Annotated in this window: 17 protein-coding genes and 1 pseudogene; 6 read left to right on the top strand and 12 right to left on the bottom strand. The window is 61.7% G+C overall.

The genetic code is table 11. The features are described 5' to 3' along the window. The first annotated feature begins 116 nt into the window (after positions 1-116). Positions 117-1154, top strand: a complete 1038-nt coding sequence (locus ACP8J1_RS02445) for an HNH endonuclease signature motif containing protein (protein WP_023020634.1) — start codon at positions 117-119, stop codon at positions 1152-1154. Positions 1155-1219: 65 nt separating this feature from the next. Here ACP8J1_RS02445 and guaA read toward each other — a convergent pair whose 3' ends face one another. Further along, entirely contained in the window at positions 1220-2794 is a 1575-nt protein-coding gene (gene guaA, locus ACP8J1_RS02440; protein WP_023020633.1) for a glutamine-hydrolyzing GMP synthase, read from the bottom strand. Positions 2795-2827: 33 nt separating this feature from the next. On the opposite strand from guaA, the gene ACP8J1_RS02435 reads away from it, so the two are divergent. Continuing rightward, the gene (locus tag ACP8J1_RS02435; RefSeq protein ID WP_023020632.1) at positions 2828-3199 is read left to right on the top strand and encodes a hypothetical protein; all 372 of its coding nucleotides are present in this window, start codon (positions 2828-2830) and stop codon (positions 3197-3199) included. 103 nt (positions 3200-3302) lie between these two features. Here the strand turns inward: ACP8J1_RS02435 and ACP8J1_RS02430 are convergent, their stop codons facing one another. Continuing rightward, a complete protein-coding gene (locus tag ACP8J1_RS02430) occupies positions 3303-4466 on the bottom strand; it encodes a GuaB3 family IMP dehydrogenase-related protein (RefSeq protein ID WP_023020631.1) in 1164 nt (387 codons plus the stop codon). A 7-nt stretch (positions 4467-4473) separates the two neighbouring features. Continuing rightward, entirely contained in the window at positions 4474-5994 is a 1521-nt protein-coding gene (gene guaB, locus ACP8J1_RS02425) for an IMP dehydrogenase (protein ID WP_023020630.1), read from the bottom strand. 118 nt (positions 5995-6112) lie between these two features. On the opposite strand from guaB, the gene ACP8J1_RS02420 reads away from it, so the two are divergent. Beyond that, the gene (locus ACP8J1_RS02420) at positions 6113-6484 is read left to right on the top strand and encodes a DUF5319 domain-containing protein (RefSeq protein WP_005326826.1); all 372 of its coding nucleotides are present in this window, start codon (positions 6113-6115) and stop codon (positions 6482-6484) included. Positions 6485-6487: 3 nt separating this feature from the next. Here the strand turns inward: ACP8J1_RS02420 and ACP8J1_RS02415 are convergent, their stop codons facing one another. Next, positions 6488-7243: a hypothetical protein gene (locus ACP8J1_RS02415; RefSeq protein WP_023020629.1), complete on the bottom strand. Its 756-nt coding sequence runs from the start codon at positions 7241-7243 to the stop codon at positions 6488-6490. Positions 7244-7308: 65 nt separating this feature from the next. After that, positions 7309-7881 carry a sigma-70 family RNA polymerase sigma factor gene (locus ACP8J1_RS02410; RefSeq protein WP_023020628.1) on the bottom strand — a complete coding sequence of 191 codons (573 nt, stop codon included), beginning with the start codon at positions 7879-7881 and terminating at the stop codon, positions 7309-7311. Between the two features lie 306 nt (positions 7882-8187). On the opposite strand from ACP8J1_RS02410, the gene ACP8J1_RS02405 reads away from it, so the two are divergent. Continuing rightward, positions 8188-8490 carry a WhiB family transcriptional regulator gene (locus tag ACP8J1_RS02405; RefSeq protein WP_023020627.1) on the top strand — a complete coding sequence of 101 codons (303 nt, stop codon included), beginning with the start codon at positions 8188-8190 and terminating at the stop codon, positions 8488-8490. Here ACP8J1_RS02405 and ACP8J1_RS02400 read toward each other — a convergent pair. The 5 genes and pseudogenes from ACP8J1_RS02400 to ACP8J1_RS02380 form a co-directional block, all read right to left on the bottom strand. After that, positions 8487-8840 (bottom strand): annotated as a pseudogene (locus ACP8J1_RS02400) (hypothetical protein); the annotation flags it as partial. The gene ACP8J1_RS02405 and the pseudogene ACP8J1_RS02400 sit on opposite strands and share 4 nt — an antisense overlap. An 84-nt stretch (positions 8841-8924) precedes the next feature. Then, positions 8925-10541 (bottom strand): chaperonin GroEL, encoded by a 1617-nt coding sequence (groL, locus tag ACP8J1_RS02395; RefSeq protein WP_023020625.1) that lies wholly within the window; start codon positions 10539-10541, stop codon positions 8925-8927. Positions 10542-10549: 8 nt separating this feature from the next. Then, complete coding sequence (groES, locus tag ACP8J1_RS02390) at positions 10550-10843, bottom strand: co-chaperone GroES (protein ID WP_005322702.1); 294 nt, start codon at positions 10841-10843, stop codon at positions 10550-10552. Positions 10844-11029: 186 nt separating this feature from the next. Then, the gene (locus ACP8J1_RS02385) at positions 11030-12271 is read right to left on the bottom strand and encodes an FtsX-like permease family protein (RefSeq protein ID WP_486696965.1); all 1242 of its coding nucleotides are present in this window, start codon (positions 12269-12271) and stop codon (positions 11030-11032) included. After that, entirely contained in the window at positions 12255-12860 is a 606-nt protein-coding gene (locus tag ACP8J1_RS02380; RefSeq protein ID WP_023020623.1) for an ABC transporter ATP-binding protein, read from the bottom strand. The genes ACP8J1_RS02385 and ACP8J1_RS02380 overlap by 17 nt, the downstream gene beginning before the upstream one ends. 112 nt (positions 12861-12972) lie before the next feature. On the opposite strand from ACP8J1_RS02380, the gene ACP8J1_RS02375 reads away from it, so the two are divergent. Beyond that, positions 12973-14121 (top strand): sensor histidine kinase, encoded by a 1149-nt coding sequence (locus ACP8J1_RS02375; protein WP_023020622.1) that lies wholly within the window; start codon positions 12973-12975, stop codon positions 14119-14121. Further along, positions 14118-14753 carry a response regulator transcription factor gene (locus ACP8J1_RS02370; protein ID WP_023020621.1) on the top strand — a complete coding sequence of 212 codons (636 nt, stop codon included), beginning with the start codon at positions 14118-14120 and terminating at the stop codon, positions 14751-14753. The genes ACP8J1_RS02375 and ACP8J1_RS02370 overlap by 4 nt, the downstream gene beginning before the upstream one ends. A gap of 18 nt (positions 14754-14771) precedes the next feature. Here the strand turns inward: ACP8J1_RS02370 and ACP8J1_RS02365 are convergent, their stop codons facing one another. Together ACP8J1_RS02365 and ACP8J1_RS02360 are read right to left on the bottom strand one after the other, a co-directional pair. After that, entirely contained in the window at positions 14772-16208 is a 1437-nt protein-coding gene (locus ACP8J1_RS02365; RefSeq protein ID WP_023020620.1) for a purple acid phosphatase family protein, read from the bottom strand. A 122-nt stretch (positions 16209-16330) separates the two neighbouring features. After that, on the bottom strand, positions 16331-16759 hold the full coding sequence (locus ACP8J1_RS02360; protein WP_023020619.1) for a hypothetical protein: 429 nt from the start codon (positions 16757-16759) through the stop codon (positions 16331-16333). Positions 16760-16814 lie beyond the last annotated feature (55 nt).

Here is a 16814-nt window from a genome sequence, read left to right as displayed (position 1 = left end):
TTATCCACAGCTTTTCCGCCCCGCCTCGGGTATGTAGGCCGGGTTATCCACACAACTGGCCGCAGCGGTTGCGCCGGCCGTGCGCCGGTGTAGGTGCGCGTCGTAGCGTTGCAGGCATGAACGCACTCGAGACCTACCTCACTGCCTTAGGCCCCGGCATGGACATCATCGCCGGGTGCCAGGGCATGTCCGGGTCCGAGCTTATGGACCACGGCGCGCCCGATGCCATCGCGGCCGATCTGCTTCTTTTGTGTGAGAGCTACTTTGGCCGCACCAAATTTACCCGGCTACAGCGCCGTGCTATTGCCGACGCCCGTCGCAACACCCATTCTATCGCCACACTCACCGCCCTAGAGCGCATTGTTAACCGCGCCCCGAGCAAGAAACAGGCCTGGGAGCTACGCGCGGAGTGCTGCGCAATGACCGGCGCGATGAGCCATATTCTCAAGCACGCCCGCCGGCGCCTGCACGAGATGAAAGACAACACCGTTACTCCAGGTGTGCGCACTTACCGACGCCCCAATGACTACTGGACGCTTGCCATCACCGGAACCTCTAGTTTCATCGCGGATCTCAACGCCGCGCTGGCCGCGACCGGGAAGCAATCGCTCGAGGCGGTAGAAAAAATTTTCTTTGACCAGGCAGCGGCCGCGCGGGCAGAGGTGATAACCAATGCCATCGTGCCATTAGACAAATTCATTCGCATCCGCGACGGCCACGGCGACGATATCGAGCTCGACCTGACCAATGGCGCCACCATTACCGGCACCGAATATCTGCGGCGCGTACTCAACGACGTCGGCTTTTCTGGCGATAGAGAAACCGGCTACGTCACGCTCGTGCACCCCGAAGAAGGGCCGGTCAACCTCTACCGCACGGCGCGCGTGGCCAATGACAAACAGCGCATCATGGCCGCTGCAGAAAACCCACGCTGCGCCTGGCCGGGCTGCAACCAACCGGCCGATCTCTCCCAGGTCCACCACCTCAAGGCGTGGAGTAACGGTGGGGAGACGAATATGAAAAACCTGGTCATGTGCTGCGCCTACCATAACGGCGTCAACGATGATGACCCCAACGCTCCGCCCCGGCGCGGCCGCCTCGAGCGGGTGGGCGGGCGCATTGTGTGGCGTCCACCGTTTACCCCGCGCGAGTAAACACGCTCCTCAAACGCGCGAAAAGGCGCTCAGAGATAGCCTGAGCGCCTTCTACGCATGCCGTTTTACTCCCACTCGATGGTTCCCGGTGGCTTGGAAGTGCAGTCCAAGACCACGCGGTTGACGTCCTTCACCTCATTGGTGATGCGGGTAGAAATTTTCTCCAGTACCTCGTATGGCAAGCGGGTCCAGTCCGCAGTCATGGCGTCCTCCGAGGACACTGGGCGTAGCACGATCGGGTGGCCATAGGTGCGGCCATCACCTTGCACACCAACGGAACGGACGTCGGCCAGCAGCACGACCGGGCACTGCCAAATCTGGTCATCCAGGCCGGCATTGGTCAGCTCGGTGCGGGCAATGAGGTCCGCCTCACGCAGCGTCTCCAAGCGCTCCTCGGTTACCTCACCGATAATGCGGATACCCAAACCTGGGCCTGGGAATGGCTGGCGGTTAACGATTTCTTCCGGCAATCCCAGCTCGCGGCCAACGGCGCGTACCTCGTCTTTAAACAGCAGACGCAGCGGCTCAACCAGCTCGAACTCCACGTCATCTGGCAAACCGCCAACATTGTGGTGAGACTTAATATTCGCCGTGCCGTCGCCGCCGCCAGACTCGACCACGTCCGGGTACAGCGTGCCTTGGACGAGGTAGTCGACGGTGGAGCCTGCAGGGGCGTCGTCAAGCACGCCCGCAACCGCACGCTCAAAGGCACGGATAAACTCCGCGCCGATGGCCTTGCGCTTTGCTTCTGGGTCGTCAACGCCGGCCAACTTCTCCAAGAAGGCACTGCGCTCATCCGCAGTCACCAGCTTCGCGCCGGTGGAGGCGACAAAGTCCTTTTCCACCTGCTCCCGCTCGCCAGCACGCAGCAAGCCGTGGTCGACGAAGACACAGGTGAGGCGATCACCGATGGCACGTTGCACCAGTGCCGCCGCTACAGCGGAATCCACACCGCCGGATAGGCCACAGATGGCGCGGCCGTCCTCGCCCACCTGAGCGCGAACGTCCGCGATGAGCTGCTCGGCGATATTATCGGCCGTCCAGTTCTGCTCTAGGCCGGCAATCTCGGTCAGGAAGCGGGTAAGTACCTCTTGGCCGTGCGGCGAGTGCTGCACCTCAGGGTGGTACTGCACACCGGCCATCTTCTTTTCCAGGCACTCCATCGCTGCAACCGGGGCACCGGCCGAAGTGGCCGTAACTTCAAAGCCCTCGGGAGCGGCAGATACGGCATCACCGTGGGACATCCATACCTTATGGGTAGTCTCCAGGCCAGCGTGCAGTACGCCGCCCTTAACGTTCATATCGGTGCGGCCGTACTCACGCTCGCCAGTCGACGACACAGTGCCACCAAGAGCGTGGTTCATGGCCTGGAAGCCATAGCAGATGCCGAAGACAGGAATGCCGAGCTCAAGCAGCTCCGGCTTCAGGGCCGGGGCACCGTCAGCATAGACGGAGGACGGGCCACCCGACAGGATAAGCGCGGCGGGATCTTTAGCTTTGATTTCCTCCACAGACGCGGAGTGAGGGACAACCTCGGAGTAAATCTTGGCCTCGCGCACGCGACGGGCAATAAGCTGCGCGTACTGAGCGCCAAAGTCCACAACGAGGACGGGGCGCGGGGTAGTGTTTGGCTTAGTCACGCCCCATAGTCTAACCCACTAAACTGATAGCTTATGAAGCGCTTGGCTATTGTGCTCACCACCGGGCTATTGTTATGCGGTTGTGACGCTACCCCAACTACGGCCGAGGTGACGTCTGCGCTGGATGAACAAGGTCCACAACGGGTAACACTCCCAGCCGCAGAAGTCTTTGGAAGCAAGTGGGACGAGTGGGCTCCCTTATGCGGCACTCAGCAGGCAGAGCGCATGGGATACCCAGAAGTAGCGCATAATTCGGTAGTGCTGCGCGCGAAAGAGGAAAAGAAGGTTGTAGAACTCAATCCTGCGGGAGCACGCGTGTGCCCAGTCCACGATGCAGGACAATGGCGGCCGATGTCGCGCGAGACCACATGGAGGAGGGAAGGCGGTTGGCAGTTGGTTTCCTGACCACCCTCCTTCTCCGCCACGCTCTACCTCTCCAGAGGAAAAGAAAGCTTGAAGACAAAACGCGGCTGCGCCAAGAAAGCACAGCCGCGTTCGAGATTGCCGATTAGTGGCGGACGGCGAGCTCAACCTTCTGGAAGGACTTCAGGTCGGTGTAGCCGCACTTTGCCATGGAGCGGCGTAGCGCGCCGACCAAGTTGGTGCGGCCGAAGGGCTCGCTGGAGGGACCGTGCAACACCGTTTCAAGCGAAGGAGCGGCAGACTCTTCTGCAGCTTCGGCCGGGGTACCGGCGGTGAGGAAATCAACATCCAAGTCGGCATCAGCTCCGGAGAACTGGACGAAGCCGCGGGGGAAACGCGGGTGACCGGCCGTGGCGGGCCAGTACCAGCCTTTACCGCCGGCCTCGCGGGCCTGAGCAAGCAGTGGGCCGAGAGCGACACTGTCGGCGCCACAAGCAAAAGCCTTGGCAATATTGCCGGAGTTTTCAAACTCGGTATCGGCGATGATGTGCACGTAGCGGCCGCCAGTCTCGTCGAGGTAGTCGCGGCGGGCGGCAGCGGCGTCGGCAATAGCGGTGGCCATGGCCGAGTCGATACCAACGGTCTCGGCGTTGGTCGTCACGCCCGCGCCCACGATAACGCCGGCCGCGCCAGTGCGCATCAGGTGCAGCGCGGTGGTGTAGTCGGTAACTCCGCCCGCGATGACCGGCACATCCAGCGATCCGATGAACTCCTTGAGGTTCAACGGCTCGCCACCAGTAGCTACGTGCTCGGCCGAGACCAGGGTGCCCTGAATAAACAGCAGCTCGGCACCGGCCGCGATCACCTTCGGGGCCATCTCACGAGCATTTTGCGGAGAAACGCGCACAGCAACGGTGACGCCGGAGTCACGGACTTGGGAGATGCGTTCGGTAAGGAGGGCGTCGTCAAGCGGGGCGGCGTGCAACTCCTGAATGATGGAGTTATCGCCCGGCTGCGAGTAAATGCGAGCTAGAGCGCCTTCGAGATCCTCGTGGCGGCCCCACAACCCCTCAGCATTAATGACGCCCAGGCCACCTTGCTTGCCCATCTCGATGATGAACTCGGGCGTGGCGAGCGCATCGGTGGGGTGGGACAGGAAAGGGATGTCGAAGGTATAGGCATCGATGTGCCAGGTGGTATCCACGTCCTTGGAGGAGCGGGTACGGCGTTGCGGCACGATGGATAGTTGCTCTAGATCAAAGGTGCGGCGGGCCTCGCGGCCGATGCCAATTTCGGCGTATTCACGCATGATATTCCTAGCGGTAGTTTGGTGCTTCTGCGATTTGCTGCAGGTGGTGCGGGTGGGATTCCTTCAGGCCCGCGGCGGTGATTTGAACGAAGCGCTTGGTCTTCAGCTCGGCCAGGGTGGCGGAGCCGGTATAGCCCATGGAAGCGCGCAGGCCGCCGATAATCTGGTGCACGATGGCATCGATATCGCCGCGGAAGGGCACTCGGCCCTCGACGCCTTCTGGAACCAGCTTGTCCTCGCTGCGAACATCGGCCTGGAAGTAGCGATCCTTGGAATAGGAGCGCTTTTCGCCGGAAAGTCCACGGCCCTGCATGGCACCCATGGAGCCCATGCCGCGGTAGCGCTTGTACTGCTTGCCCTGGTAGACCACGATGTCACCGGGCGCCTCAGTGGTCCCGGCAAACATGGAACCCAGCATGACGGTATCGGCGCCGGCCGCTAGGGCCTTGGCGACGTCGCCGGAGTACTGCATGCCGCCATCGCCGATCACCGGTACACCGGCCGGGCCAGCTACCGCGGCGGCTTCCATCAGGGCCGTAATCTGCGGCGCTCCCACGCCAGCGACGACGCGGGTGGTGCAAATGGAGCCCGGGCCAATGCCGACCTTGATGGCATCCGCGCCGGCATCAATCATTGCCTGGGCGGCCTCACGGGTGGCAAGGTTACCGCCGATGACATCGACCTTGGAGCCAAAGTCCTTTTGGACGCGGGAAACCATTTCCAACACGCGGTTGTTGTGGGCATGGGCGGAATCGACGACGAGGGCGTCCACGCCGGCGTCGACAAGCGCGGCGGCGCGCTGGTAGGACTCCTCGCCGGTACCGATGCCGGCCGCAACCAACAGGCGGCCGGCCGAGTCCTTCGACGCGTTAGGGTACTGCTCGGACTTTACAAAGTCCTTGACGGTAATCAGGCCGGTGAGCTTATTATCCGCATCGACGATGGGCAGCTTTTCCACCTTATTGGCCGACAACAGCTCGAGGGCTTCCTCCTTGGATACGCCCTCGCGCGCTACGACGAGCGGCATGGCCGTCATAACCTCGCTGACCTTGCGATCAAAGTCAGGCTCGAAGCGCATATCGCGGTTGGTGCAAATACCGGCTAAAGTGCCGTCCTCATCTACCACCGGCAGGCCGGAGATACGGAAGCGGGCGCACAGCGCGTCTACCTCCCCAATGGTCATATCCGGGCGGGCAGTGATGGGGTCGGTGACCATGCCGGACTCGGAGCGCTTGACTATTTCTACCTGCTCGGCCTGGTCCTCGGTAGACAGGTTACGGTGCAGCACGCCGATGCCGCCCTGGCGCGCCATGGCAATGGCCATGCGGGCCTCAGTCACGGTATCCATGGCGGCCGAGGCAAGCGGGACGCCGAGGCGAATATTGCGGGTAAACTGCGCGCCGGTATCGACCTCGGAGGGCACGATATTGGATTCGGCGGGCAACAGAAGCACATCGTCAAAGGTCAGGCCGCGCAGGGCTACCTTGTTCGGGTCATCTCCACCAGTATGAATACGGTTCTCGCTCATCGAGGTCTCTCCTTAACAGGTTTAGCGGCTACCACAACTGTAGTGCTTTGCCGGCCGACGACACCATTTGGGCAGGGGTAAATTGCCTCGGGAGGGTAAGTTCAATAGGCTCGCAGGCGTGAACTTCTTCGCCAATATGCCCCGCGATCCTTTCGCCGATGACCCGAATGACCCCGCCTCCTTCTTGGAGGAGGACGAGCAAGTCATGCCGCTTACCGACGACGACCGAATCGCCATCATCCACGACCTCGCGCTGGTGCAGAAATTCGCGTCCATCCTCGGCCCGCGCGGCATCGACGGCATCTTCTTCCTCTGCGAGGATTGCCAGGAAAATCACTTTTATGAGTGGGATATCATGGCCGCAAATATGCGCGCCACGCTCGAAGGGGAGCTAGCGCCAGTGCATGAGCCAGGCGCCGAGCCGGATCCCTCCCGCTATGTTCCCTGGGACTACGCCCTGGGTTACTTGGATGGCCTAGAGGGCCGCTAGCTTCTACTGCTGCTGGCCCAACTCGATGGTGGTCGTCGGCTCATCCTCAACGTTGGGGTTGGGCTGCGGGTTTGGCTGCCCTTGTTCCGTGACCACCACGGTTTCGGTGGCGTACTGAGTTTCGGTCACGGTAACCTGCTCCGGCTGCTGTTCCGGTTGGGAAGCTTCTTCCGCCACGGTTTCGGTGGCGGTCTCCGTCACGGTGTGCGGGGCGGGCTTCGGGTGCGCAGAGCGCTTGTGTTCCGCCTCACTGTTGGCGGCGATGGCCTTTTCTTCCTTGCCTTCGGCCGCGTCCAGCTTGGCTCGGGCATCCCTCATCAGTTCCCGAGCACCTTCAATATCGCCTTCGGCCGCGCGAGATTCCATCTCTTCCAGCGTTCCGGCCAGCTCTACATTGCGGGTCTTATCCCCTTTATCAAAAGTTCCGGCATGCAGCATTGCGCCACCGGCTCCAGCAATGACTAGGGTTGCAGCGGCCGCGCCAATGAGACCATGCACGAAAGGCCCGCCGCGGCGACGCTTGCGCGCCTTACCAAGATCAATAACCTGAGGCTCCGCCTCAGCGCCTTCTACCAGCGGGGCCGGAGGCATGTGCTTGTCGACGTCCCCCTTTAACTCCAGCAGCAACCCCGCCAGGTCATCCTGACGGTCGGAAGGGTCGTTGCCTTTCGAAAGCTCAGTGAGGAATGCATCATCATCGACCAAGGGCTGGAGCTGGTCCGCTAGGTCGTCGTTATCGCCGTGGTGCTTAGAAGCCATGATGGTGTCTCTCCCCCTTCCTTTCTGTTATGAAATACCTGCTGTGAGATTGGGCCACAAGCCCCTTAGTGTGCAGTTTCCTGCGCGACTTGGAGGGTCTTTCGCAATTGAGCTAGTGCTCGGTGTTGTGCCACACGGACCGCGCCTGGAGTGGAACCCACAATTTCCGCAGTCTCTTCTGCTGACAACCCGTTGAACACGCGCAGAATAACGATGTTTTTCGCCTTATCACTTAATGTATCGAGCAAGGCGCGCATTCTGTTACTACCGTCGGCCTCTAGCGCCCACTCTTCAGGAGTGGCTTCACGCGCGGAGTCTTCCGGAATTTCTTCGGTAGGCGTGGACTTATCGCGGCCCATCGCGCGGTGAGCATCAGTGACCTTATTAAATGCGATGCCATAAACATAGGCCATAAAAGGACGGCCCTTGTCCTCATAGGAACCAATCGAGGTAGCCACTGCTAGGCAAATCTCTTGGGCCACATCTTCCGCGGTGGGTTGGCTGCCGCCCCCGATGCGGGCGCGGCAGTAACGCAGGACCTGCGGGTGAATGATCTGCAGGACTTTTTGCAGCGCTCGACGGCTGCCGTCGACGGCATGCGGAACGAGATCCGCTAGCTCCTGTTCCCTATCGCTCACGTATGCACCCTCTGAGATGTTTTCGACCGGTAACTAACCATATTGGCACACGGGGAGTTTATGCAAAGGCAACGCGCACCCCCATTACCTATGCAAGCTGAGCGGCAGAAAATTCACAAACCGTTAACCTTCGGCGTTTGCGCTGGTAAACCATGGTGCAGGAAGAGGAAGTGCGAGAATAATACTTAAAAGTCAAAAATCGGTAACCCACCGTTTACCCACGCGCGAAACACTACGTGAGGTTGCTTTCCGCGACGCTGCGGAAGCCACACAAGAATTCTCGCCCTTACAAAGGAGCTTAATAACGTGTCTCAGCCTCATTTGCTTCCCGGTCCCACCGCTGACCTGTGGGATTGGCAGCTACAAGGCGCCTGCCGCGGAGAAAACTCGGACGTATTTTATCACCCGGATGGCGAGCGCGGCCGCGCCCGCGCCCAGCGCGAGAATCGCGCCAAAGCCATCTGCAATTCTTGCCCGGTCATTGATTTGTGCCGCGAGCATGCCTTGCAATCCGCCGAGCCCTACGGTGTCTGGGGCGGAATGAGCGAATCCGAACGCGTGGTAGAGCTTCGCCAGCGTCGCCGCGCCGCCGCGCCGGTCAACGCTTAAGGCAGGAAAGTTAGGGGGAGACGAGGGCGTCGGCAAAAACGCCCCGTCACCGAGTCACGCTGTTCGGCTAAGTCTGCTGGCGTGCCGCTAAAGACCGCCTGGCCGCCGGCCAAACCGGCTCCGAGGCCCAAATCGATGGCGTAGTCCGCGTGCGCGAGCACAGCCAGGTTGTGGTCGATACGGATGACGGTATGGCCGGAGTCCACCTGCTCATCACGCCCGGCTCCACGTAGACCACACCCGCGCCGTTGCGCTTGAGGCAGGCACCCTCGAAACTCGCGGAATAAGAGTGCGGGTTTGATGCCATTGGCCTTGGCGAAGGCCTTGCGAACGGGGTCGGTATCACCGGTGACCTTGATGTATTCCACGGCCCTAGTCCAGGTACAACAAAACCCGCCTCGCGGGAAGCGGGGCGGGTGATGTTGGTAGCCAGTTTAGTGCTGGTGGCCGTGACCGGTGTCAGCTGGCTGCTCTTCCTGTGGCTTTTCCACCACGGAGGCCTCGGTGGTAAGAACCATGCGGGCCACGGAAGTGGCGTTGACCACGGCCGAGTGGGTGACCTTGACTGGGTCAATGATGCCGTTATCAATGAGGTTTCCGTACTCCAGGGTATTGGCATTGAAGCCTTCGCCATTGGACATCTCGGCAACGCGGGAGACGACGACAGCACCGTCGAGACCGGCGTTTTCGGCGATCCAGAACGCCGGGCGGGTCAGCGCGCGGGCGACGGCGAGGACGCCGACCTTTGCTTCGCCCTCAAAGCCCTCAGCGAAGGACTCCAGCTCCTTAGAGATCTGGACCAGCACAGAGCCACCGCCGGCGATGACGCCTTCTTCAACGGCCGCGCGGGCCGCGTTGATGGCGTCTTCGACGCGCAGCTTGCGCTCGTTGACCTCGGTCTCGGTGGCGGCGCCGACGCGGATGACGGCCACGCCACCGGAGAGCTTAGCTAGGCGCTCCTCCAGCTTTTCCTTATCCCAGGTGGAGTCGGTGCGCTCGATTTCGCGGCGGATCTGCTCGCGGCGCTCCTCTACCGCTTCAGCGGTGCCGCCACCATCGACGATGACAGTGTCTTCCTTGGTGATGGTCACGCGGCGAGCGGAACCCAAAACGTCGAGGCCAGCCTCGTTGAGGTTAACGCCCACCTCTGGGTCGATGACGGTGGCGCCGGTAACGACAGCCAAGTCATCCATGAAGCCCTTGCGGCGCTCGCCAAAGTACGGGGCCTTCACGGCCGCGACCTTGAGCACCTTGCGGATGGAGTTGACGACGAGCGCCTGCAGCGGCTCGCCCTCAACGTCCTCTGCGATGATGAGGGTTGGGCGGTTGGTCTCGGCGATCTTCTCCAGCAGCGGCAGGAAGTCCGGCAGGGAGGAGATTTTATTGCGGACGAGGAGCACAGCGGCGTCGTCCAGCACGGCGTGGTAGGTCTCTTCCTCCGTAGCGAAGTACGGGGAAAGGTAGCCCTTGTCAAAGGAAATTCCCTCGGTGACATCGACGGCGGAGTCGATGGTCTGGGATTCTTCGACGGTGACAACGCCGTCCTTGCCCACCTTGTCCATAGCACCGGCAACCATCTCGCCGACCTCCGGGTCGCGGGAAGAGACGGTGGCTACCTGGGCAATCTCGGACGAGGAGTTGACCGCGGTGGCGCGAGCCTTGAGCTCCTCCACGGCCTTTTCGGCCGCCGCCGCGATGCCGCGGTTAAGCTCGATTGGGTTAGCGCCAGCTGCGACGTTGCGCAGGCCTTCGAAGATGAGTGCCTGGGCCAGCAAGGTGGCGGTAGTGGTGCCGTCACCTGCGATGTCGTTGGTCTTGACTGCAACGGACTTAACCAGCTGGGCGCCGAGGTTCTCGAATGGTTCCTCGATGTCGATATCGCGGGCGATGGTCACGCCATCATTGGTGACGGTGGGGCCGCCAAAAGCCTTGGACAACACGACGTTGCGGCCGCGCGGGCCGAGAGTGACCTTGACGGCATCAGCCAGCGTATCGACGCCGCGCTGAATTCCCTCGCGGGCTTCTTGGTCGAATGCAATAAGCTTTGCCATAGTGAGGCCTACTTCTCGATGACGGCGAGCAGGTCACGGGAGGACAGCAGCAGGTACTCCTCACCGTTGTACTTCAGCTCGGTGCCGCCGTACTTGGAAAAGACCACGGTATCGCCCTCGTTGACGCCTACCGGGGTGACCTCACCCTTGTCGTTGGTGCGGCCTGGGCCTACTGCAACGACGGTAGCTTCCTGCGGCTTTTCCTTAGCGGAATCCGGGATAACCAGGCCGGAAGCGGTGGTGGTTTCAGCTTCTACGATCTGTACGAGGACGCGGTCCTCGAGAGGCTTAATGTTTGCCATGATGTTTCCTCCGTAGTGTTCGTATGCGCGCCGGTATGGCACGCGCGTGCCGGTTGTGGATGTCCAGCACAGCCGTCGTCGCGGGTGAACAACTGTGGGTCAAACAACCTGATTAGCACTCTACCCTCGCGACTGCTAACCCTCAACAATGACCCGGCCCACATTCTTAAGCCCTCAGCGATCCTTTCAGCGCTCCCGATTCCCCGCGCGTACAAAGCCGGCAAGCGCCAGCTTGACGACGCCCAGGGCGATAGACATCGCACCAAAAATTACGGCGAAGGCCGGCCACCACAGCTGCTCCACCAACGTCTGGCCGAAAGGAACCTGTGGGGTGAGCAGGTGGTGGAGTGGGAGGAGCGTCGCCAAGCACAGCGCCCAGACCACGCCGGCCGCAGTCAGGGTGAGGCAGGCCGCCTCCCCCACTTGTATGCGCGCCCAGGCCCCGGGGGTAGCGCCGGCGAGGGTGAGGCCGCGGATATCGGAGGCAATGCGCCCGTGCATGAGCAGCGAGGTGAGCACGGCACTCACGATGCTGGGGGCAAAGACAGGCCCTAAAAGGGCGACGAAGATCTGCCAGGACGATAGGGTGCCGCCGGCGCCTGCGGCGCTTTCAAAGCGCAGGCCAGAGCCTACGGCGACGATAAATCCGCCGACGAGGACCCACGGCACGATGTGCGGGGTAGAAAAGTTGCGACGCACGCGTACATTGGCCCCAGCGATGCCGGCCGCGCGGGTCCATTGGTCGATAGCGGGCATAAGCCAGGGCCAAAAGAGGGCGACGAGGATGACCAAGCCCATCTCGGCCGAGAGAAGATCGCCGGGATCGGCAATGTGCAGGCACCCGTAAACCGTGCTGCCGATGGCCGCGGACGCGAGCAAGAATTTCACCACGGTCCAGGCCGGGTGTGCGGTGGTGCGCGGCCGGAAGACTCGGCGCAGTGGAGGCAGCGCGCCAACTAGCGCTGCGGACATGCAGACTATGACCGCAATGACCGTGACCTGGCCGGTAATGGCAAGGTCCGGCATGGGGATGCCATCGCTGCGTAGCGCGCGTACGCACGGAGCGAGCAGCGGGCCGGCCGGCAGTACTCCAAGGAGCCCTGCGGCCGCGCTGACTACGGCGACCTGGCCTAGAATGAAGGCAATAATCATCCACCCCGGCATGCCCACCATGCGCCAGGAACGGTAGACCGGCTCGCGCTCGGCGATGATAAGGCGCATTTGCGATAGCGTCACCAACACCACCACGCACAGGGCCATGCCGAGTACCGTGCCGCCCACCGGGCCGGCGGGGTTTTCTTCGGCCCCGGAGGAGGCGACCAGCATGGCTAGCGCCAGGGTGCACGAGGTGGAAGAGACCACCAACGTCAGCGCCACGGCCAGCCACGATAACCAATTGGACTGTAAGTCCTTAAGCCACACCAGCATGGGCTACCTCCTCAAGGGAAATAACGCGGTCGGCCGCTTCAGCGGCGAGGTGCGAGTGGGTCACCATAATCACGCTGGCGCCATCGCGGGCGGCGGTGCGCAGGTGGGAAAGGACGGTGGATGCGGTGGCGTCGTCAAGCGCGCCTGTGGGTTCGTCGGCGAAGATATAGGGCGCTTGAGCCAGCAGGGCCCGGGCTACAGCCACGCGTTGTTGCTGACCACCGGAAAGCTGTGCGGGCAGGCGGCGCTCCAGACCAGCAAGGCCGAGCGAATCAAAGACCTCCGCCACCCGGCTGCGTGACGGGCGCCGGCCGGAAAATCGCGCGGTCAAGGTGGCATTGCGCTGCGCATTGAGGGATTCCAAGAGGTTATAGTCCTGGAATACAAAGGCACGCTGCCTGCGCCCCGGCGCGTTGACTTGTCCGGAAGTGGGTTTATCCAGCCCGGATAGCAGGTTTAGGAGCGTGGTTTTACCGCTACCGGAAGGCCCCATGATGGCGACGAATTCGCCCGGGGCGATGGAAACAGTGACCCGCTTGAGCACAGTGCGGCGGCCGTAGCGCTTGGTGAGATTTTCTGCTTTTAACATGCCTTTGATTCCACTCGGCCGCGCAGAAGAAAGACATGGGGCGGGCTGCCCAGAAAATGGTAGAGCTAGCTCTACTGCTCCACGCCGGGTAAGGCGGCTAGGCTCTTGGGTTATGCGAACCCTCAAAGCCTGCGCGTGGAGCCTTGTCCTTGGCGCGCTATTTATCCCGGCGTTGGTGGTTTCGGTGCTGATGCTGCCGTGGGTTCCGCTGGTGGGACGCGCCGCGGAATTTGTCGGCCGGTTGGGTGCACGGTGGATGGGCGTGGAGATCCCTTCCCGGCGTGCGGGCCGGTGGTTTGATTGGCAGCAGTTTTATCACCTTATTATGCAGCTATTGCTTTCAGCTGCCTGCTTTGCCGCGTGGACTGCCTTGGGTTTTACGGCGGGTGTGCTGGTCATTGCGCCATTCGTGCCAAAGACCGAATTCTCCTTTGGCGAGTGGTCTACCACCAACCGGCCGCTCATTTTCTTTACCTGCTGGCTCACCGCGCCGTTGCTGGTGGCTTTATTGGTGGGGCTCAACCGCCTGTTGGTCTTGGCGTCGACCTCGTTGACTCGGCTGGCGTTGAGCCCCTCGGCCGAGGAGTTGGCGGCCTCGCGCGCCACGCTTATCGATGCCTTCTCCGGCGAGCGCCGCCGCATCGAGCGCGAGCTGCACGATGGACCGCAGCAGTACCTGACCGCGCTCAAGCTCAACTTGGCGGCGGCGAAGTTGCAGGCCCCGTCCGAGGCGCTGCCTGCTTTGGCCGATGCGGAACATAATGCTTCTTTGGCCCTGGCTTCCCTGCGCGCAACGGTGCGCGGCATTGCCCCGCAGGTGCTTTTCGACGCCGGGCTTATCCCCGCCCTCGACGAGCTACTCGCCCACTCCGGGCTGGAGACTGAACTGCACGTGGACGGGCCGGAACGCTCCGTGGACGAGACCACTGCCCTGCTGGCCTATCATGCGGTGGCCGAGGCACTTACCAATGCCTCCAAGCACGGCGCGGCCACCGAAGCCACAGTAATGGTTACCTTTGAGGACATGTTGCGCTTGGACATCGTTGATAATGGCACCGGCCCCGACCGCCCCTCGGCCGAGGCAGCCGCTTCCGGCGCAGCGACAGACGCCACGACGGGGGCCGGTACCGGCATAGCCGGGCTACGCGAGCGCGCCGCCGCACTGGGCGGCACGCTAAAACTTGCCGCGGCACACGAGACTGCCGCGGGCGAACGCGGCGGCCGACTACTAGTCGAGCTGCCGCTGAAGGAGGCGGAATGAAACTATTACTCGCGGAAGATTCCGCGCTGCTGCGCGCCGGGCTCGAGCAGCTACTCAGCTCTTTGGGCCATAGAGTTACAGCCGCCACGGATGCCGAAGAACTGCGCGCAATCGCTGGGCGAGAAGCCTTCGACCTCATTATCAGCGATGTGCGCATGCCGCCCACCATGACTGACGACGGCCTGCGAGCCGTCCATGACCTGCGAGCGCTAAACCCTACCCAACCAGTGGTGGTGCTAAGCCAATACGTAGCGGCAAGCTACCTCGACCGCCTCTTGGAGCACGGGGGATTTGGCTATCTGCTCAAAGAGCGCGTCTCTGATGTAGAGGAATTCGTGCGCACGCTCGACGAGGTCGCCCGCGGCGGCACCGTGGTGGACCCAGAGGTGGTTACGGCACTGCTGTCTGCAAAGCGCACTGGCCTCGCCGAACTCACCGCCCGCGAACGGGAGGTGCTGGGACTGATGGCGCAGGGGTTGAGCAATAAAGAAATTGAAGGCACGCTCGTTCTTAGCGCTGGCGCGGTAAGCAAGCATGTCTCCAATGTTTTTACGAAGCTCGGGTTCCTGCCCGAGGATTCTAACCGACGGGTCAAGGCCGTGCTGGCGTGGCTGCGCCACACCGAGCGCTAATAACGCCGGCGACGCGAGCTACTTCTTGGAGCTGAGTCCACTCAAAGCATCGCTGGAGCTCAGGGAGCTGCCGCCTTCCGGATCCTGTGGCACCTCTGGGGTGTCGGGGTCGGTAGAGGCGTCGGCAGGCGCAGCGCCACGGTCCTTCTTCTTCAGCGAAACCTTGTCTACCAGGGTGTTATCGGCTTCGTTGAAGGTAGCGAAGGTGAGCTTGTCATCGGAGACATCCACGCGCATGTAGTCCTCGGTGTAGTCCTGGCGCCACATGGCGGTGGACTCATGGGCGAGCTTCGGATCGATGGTCTCCATGCGTGCGCCCTTGTGCTTCTGATTATTAACGTCAGTGAAGTCGTAGTACTTGCCGCCACCCGCGGTGGTGGTGGTCAGATACAGGGCCGCACCATCCTTGGGTTCGAGGACATCGCCGCGCTGCGGCTTCTTTTCTGGCAGGACTGGCTTGTTGTTTTTCATCAGGTGGCTGCGGGTGTAGATGTGGTCGTGGCCGGAGAGCACGGCATCCACGTTGAGCTCAGAGAGTACCGGGGTGAGCTTCTCGCGCAGGTTGGTGACGTCCTTATCAAAGTGGTGCGAGCCCTGTGAATACGGACCGTGGTGCATGCCAACTACGATCCAGTCATTATCCGCGCCACGAGATTCCACGGCCTCGCGCAGGAATTGCTCGTGGCGGGCAATATCGGCGTCGGAAGAAGCATTGGAGTCCAGGCCAATAAAGAGCACGTTATTGCGCTCGAAGTAGTGGTCGCGGATATCTTCGGCCTGGTGGGGGTTAGAGAAGTGCTCATCATGATGTTTCATGGTGAGGTTATAAGTCTCGTGGTTGCCCGGAACGGTATTGGTCGGGATGTGACGAATTTCCGGGGCGGAGAAGTAGGCATCGTACTGCGGCACTTGGGCGCCCCAGCCTTCTACTTGATCCCCTAGGGACCAGATCATGTTGGCATTGGGCACATGGGAAGCCGCGTGAGCGATGGTTTTGCGCCATTGCTCCGCTTGGTCATCTACCTTGAGGTCCACGCCGATTTGTGGGTCCGCAACGGTGAGGAAAGACCACTCATCACCGTTGGAGCCGGTGTTGAAGGTTTCTGGTTCGGACCAGCCGCTTTCCTCGGAACCGACGCGATAGGAGTACTCGGTATCCGGCTGCAGATCGGTGGCGGTGGCGAACTGGGATTTATAAAGCAGGGCGCCGTAATCGCGTTCCTCGGCGCGGAAAGTCTTGGTGCCTTCCGGGCCGGTAACCTCGAGGACTTCGTCGGCTTTGGACTTGGTGCGCCACGTAACCATTACCTGGGATTCATCCTCGCCCGGCTGCAGGATGGTGCGGTAGATGGGCGAATCAGCGGCCAGCGCCGGGGTGGCGGGCACGATGGTGGCGGCACCGCCCACGGCAAGGGCGGTAACGAAGGAGGCGACGAAGCGCGATGATCGAAGCATACAGTTTTCACCTTTTGGAGTCTTAGAAAAAGCAGTACGGCTCCCTAGGACACCATAAGAATGTGAACACCGTATTACGAGCGCGCGAAAAGCGCTTGAACCCTACCTGTGAGGGGCTAGGTTTAAAGGCTCTTGGTGGAATTGATAACGGCCGCGCGCCAGAGCGTGTACTCCTCTGGGTTATCTTCGCGGTAGTTCTTGACGGCGCGAATGCCCTGCTCCACGGACTCGATGACGGCGTCAATGGTTTTATCTTCGCCCTCGGCATCAACGAAGATGACCGGACCACAAATGGAGCGGATGGGGTCTTGCAAGAAAGCGGCATTGCCGGTGGCGGCGGCGTTGCGCGCCAAGGAGGCTACTGGGTTGGGCTCGGCGCCTTCAGCCTTGGCTTCGGGGTTGTAGAGCGCCGCATAGGTGGTGCCGTCTTCTTGGAATACTACGGAGACGCGGTCCTCAGTGGTGCCGCCCAAGAACTGGTTGGCGTGCTCCAGCTCGAATTCCAGCTTGCGGCGGGTGAGATCAGGGTTGACAAGGAAACCGACGGTCATGAGAGAAAGCTCCTTCACAAAGCCGAGAGGGCATGAACGCCTTTTAGAGTACCGG

Source organism: Corynebacterium sp. LaCa_205 (assembly GCF_057458085.1).
Note: the sequence above shows the minus strand (reverse complement) of the source record. Positions and strands in the feature narration are given on the sequence as shown.

Bases quoted from the DNA above. Each gene is read 5' to 3' on its own strand.
- ACP8J1_RS02370 (WP_023020621.1), top strand. From the start codon at position 14,118: ATGAAACTATTACTCGCGGAAGATTCCGCGCTGCTGCGCGCCGGGCTC.
- ACP8J1_RS02445 (WP_023020634.1), top strand. From the start codon at position 117: ATGAACGCACTCGAGACCTACCTCACTGCCTTAGGCCCCGGCATGGAC.
- ACP8J1_RS02360 (WP_023020619.1), bottom strand. From the start codon at position 16,759: ATGACCGTCGGTTTCCTTGTCAACCCTGATCTCACCCGCCGCAAGCTG.
- guaB (WP_023020630.1), bottom strand. From the start codon at position 5,994: ATGAGCGAGAACCGTATTCATACTGGTGGAGATGACCCGAACAAGGTA.
- ACP8J1_RS02385 (WP_486696965.1), bottom strand. From the start codon at position 12,271: ATGCTGGTGTGGCTTAAGGACTTACAGTCCAATTGGTTATCGTGGCTG.
- ACP8J1_RS02375 (WP_023020622.1), top strand. From the start codon at position 12,973: ATGCGAACCCTCAAAGCCTGCGCGTGGAGCCTTGTCCTTGGCGCGCTA.
- ACP8J1_RS02430 (WP_023020631.1), bottom strand. From the start codon at position 4,466: ATGCGTGAATACGCCGAAATTGGCATCGGCCGCGAGGCCCGCCGCACC.
- groL (WP_023020625.1), bottom strand. From the start codon at position 10,541: ATGGCAAAGCTTATTGCATTCGACCAAGAAGCCCGCGAGGGAATTCAG.
- ACP8J1_RS02380 (WP_023020623.1), bottom strand. From the start codon at position 12,860: ATGTTAAAAGCAGAAAATCTCACCAAGCGCTACGGCCGCCGCACTGTG.
- ACP8J1_RS02435 (WP_023020632.1), top strand. From the start codon at position 2,828: ATGAAGCGCTTGGCTATTGTGCTCACCACCGGGCTATTGTTATGCGGT.
- ACP8J1_RS02415 (WP_023020629.1), bottom strand. From the start codon at position 7,243: ATGGCTTCTAAGCACCACGGCGATAACGACGACCTAGCGGACCAGCTC.
- groES (WP_005322702.1), bottom strand. From the start codon at position 10,843: ATGGCAAACATTAAGCCTCTCGAGGACCGCGTCCTCGTACAGATCGTA.
- ACP8J1_RS02365 (WP_023020620.1), bottom strand. From the start codon at position 16,208: ATGCTTCGATCATCGCGCTTCGTCGCCTCCTTCGTTACCGCCCTTGCC.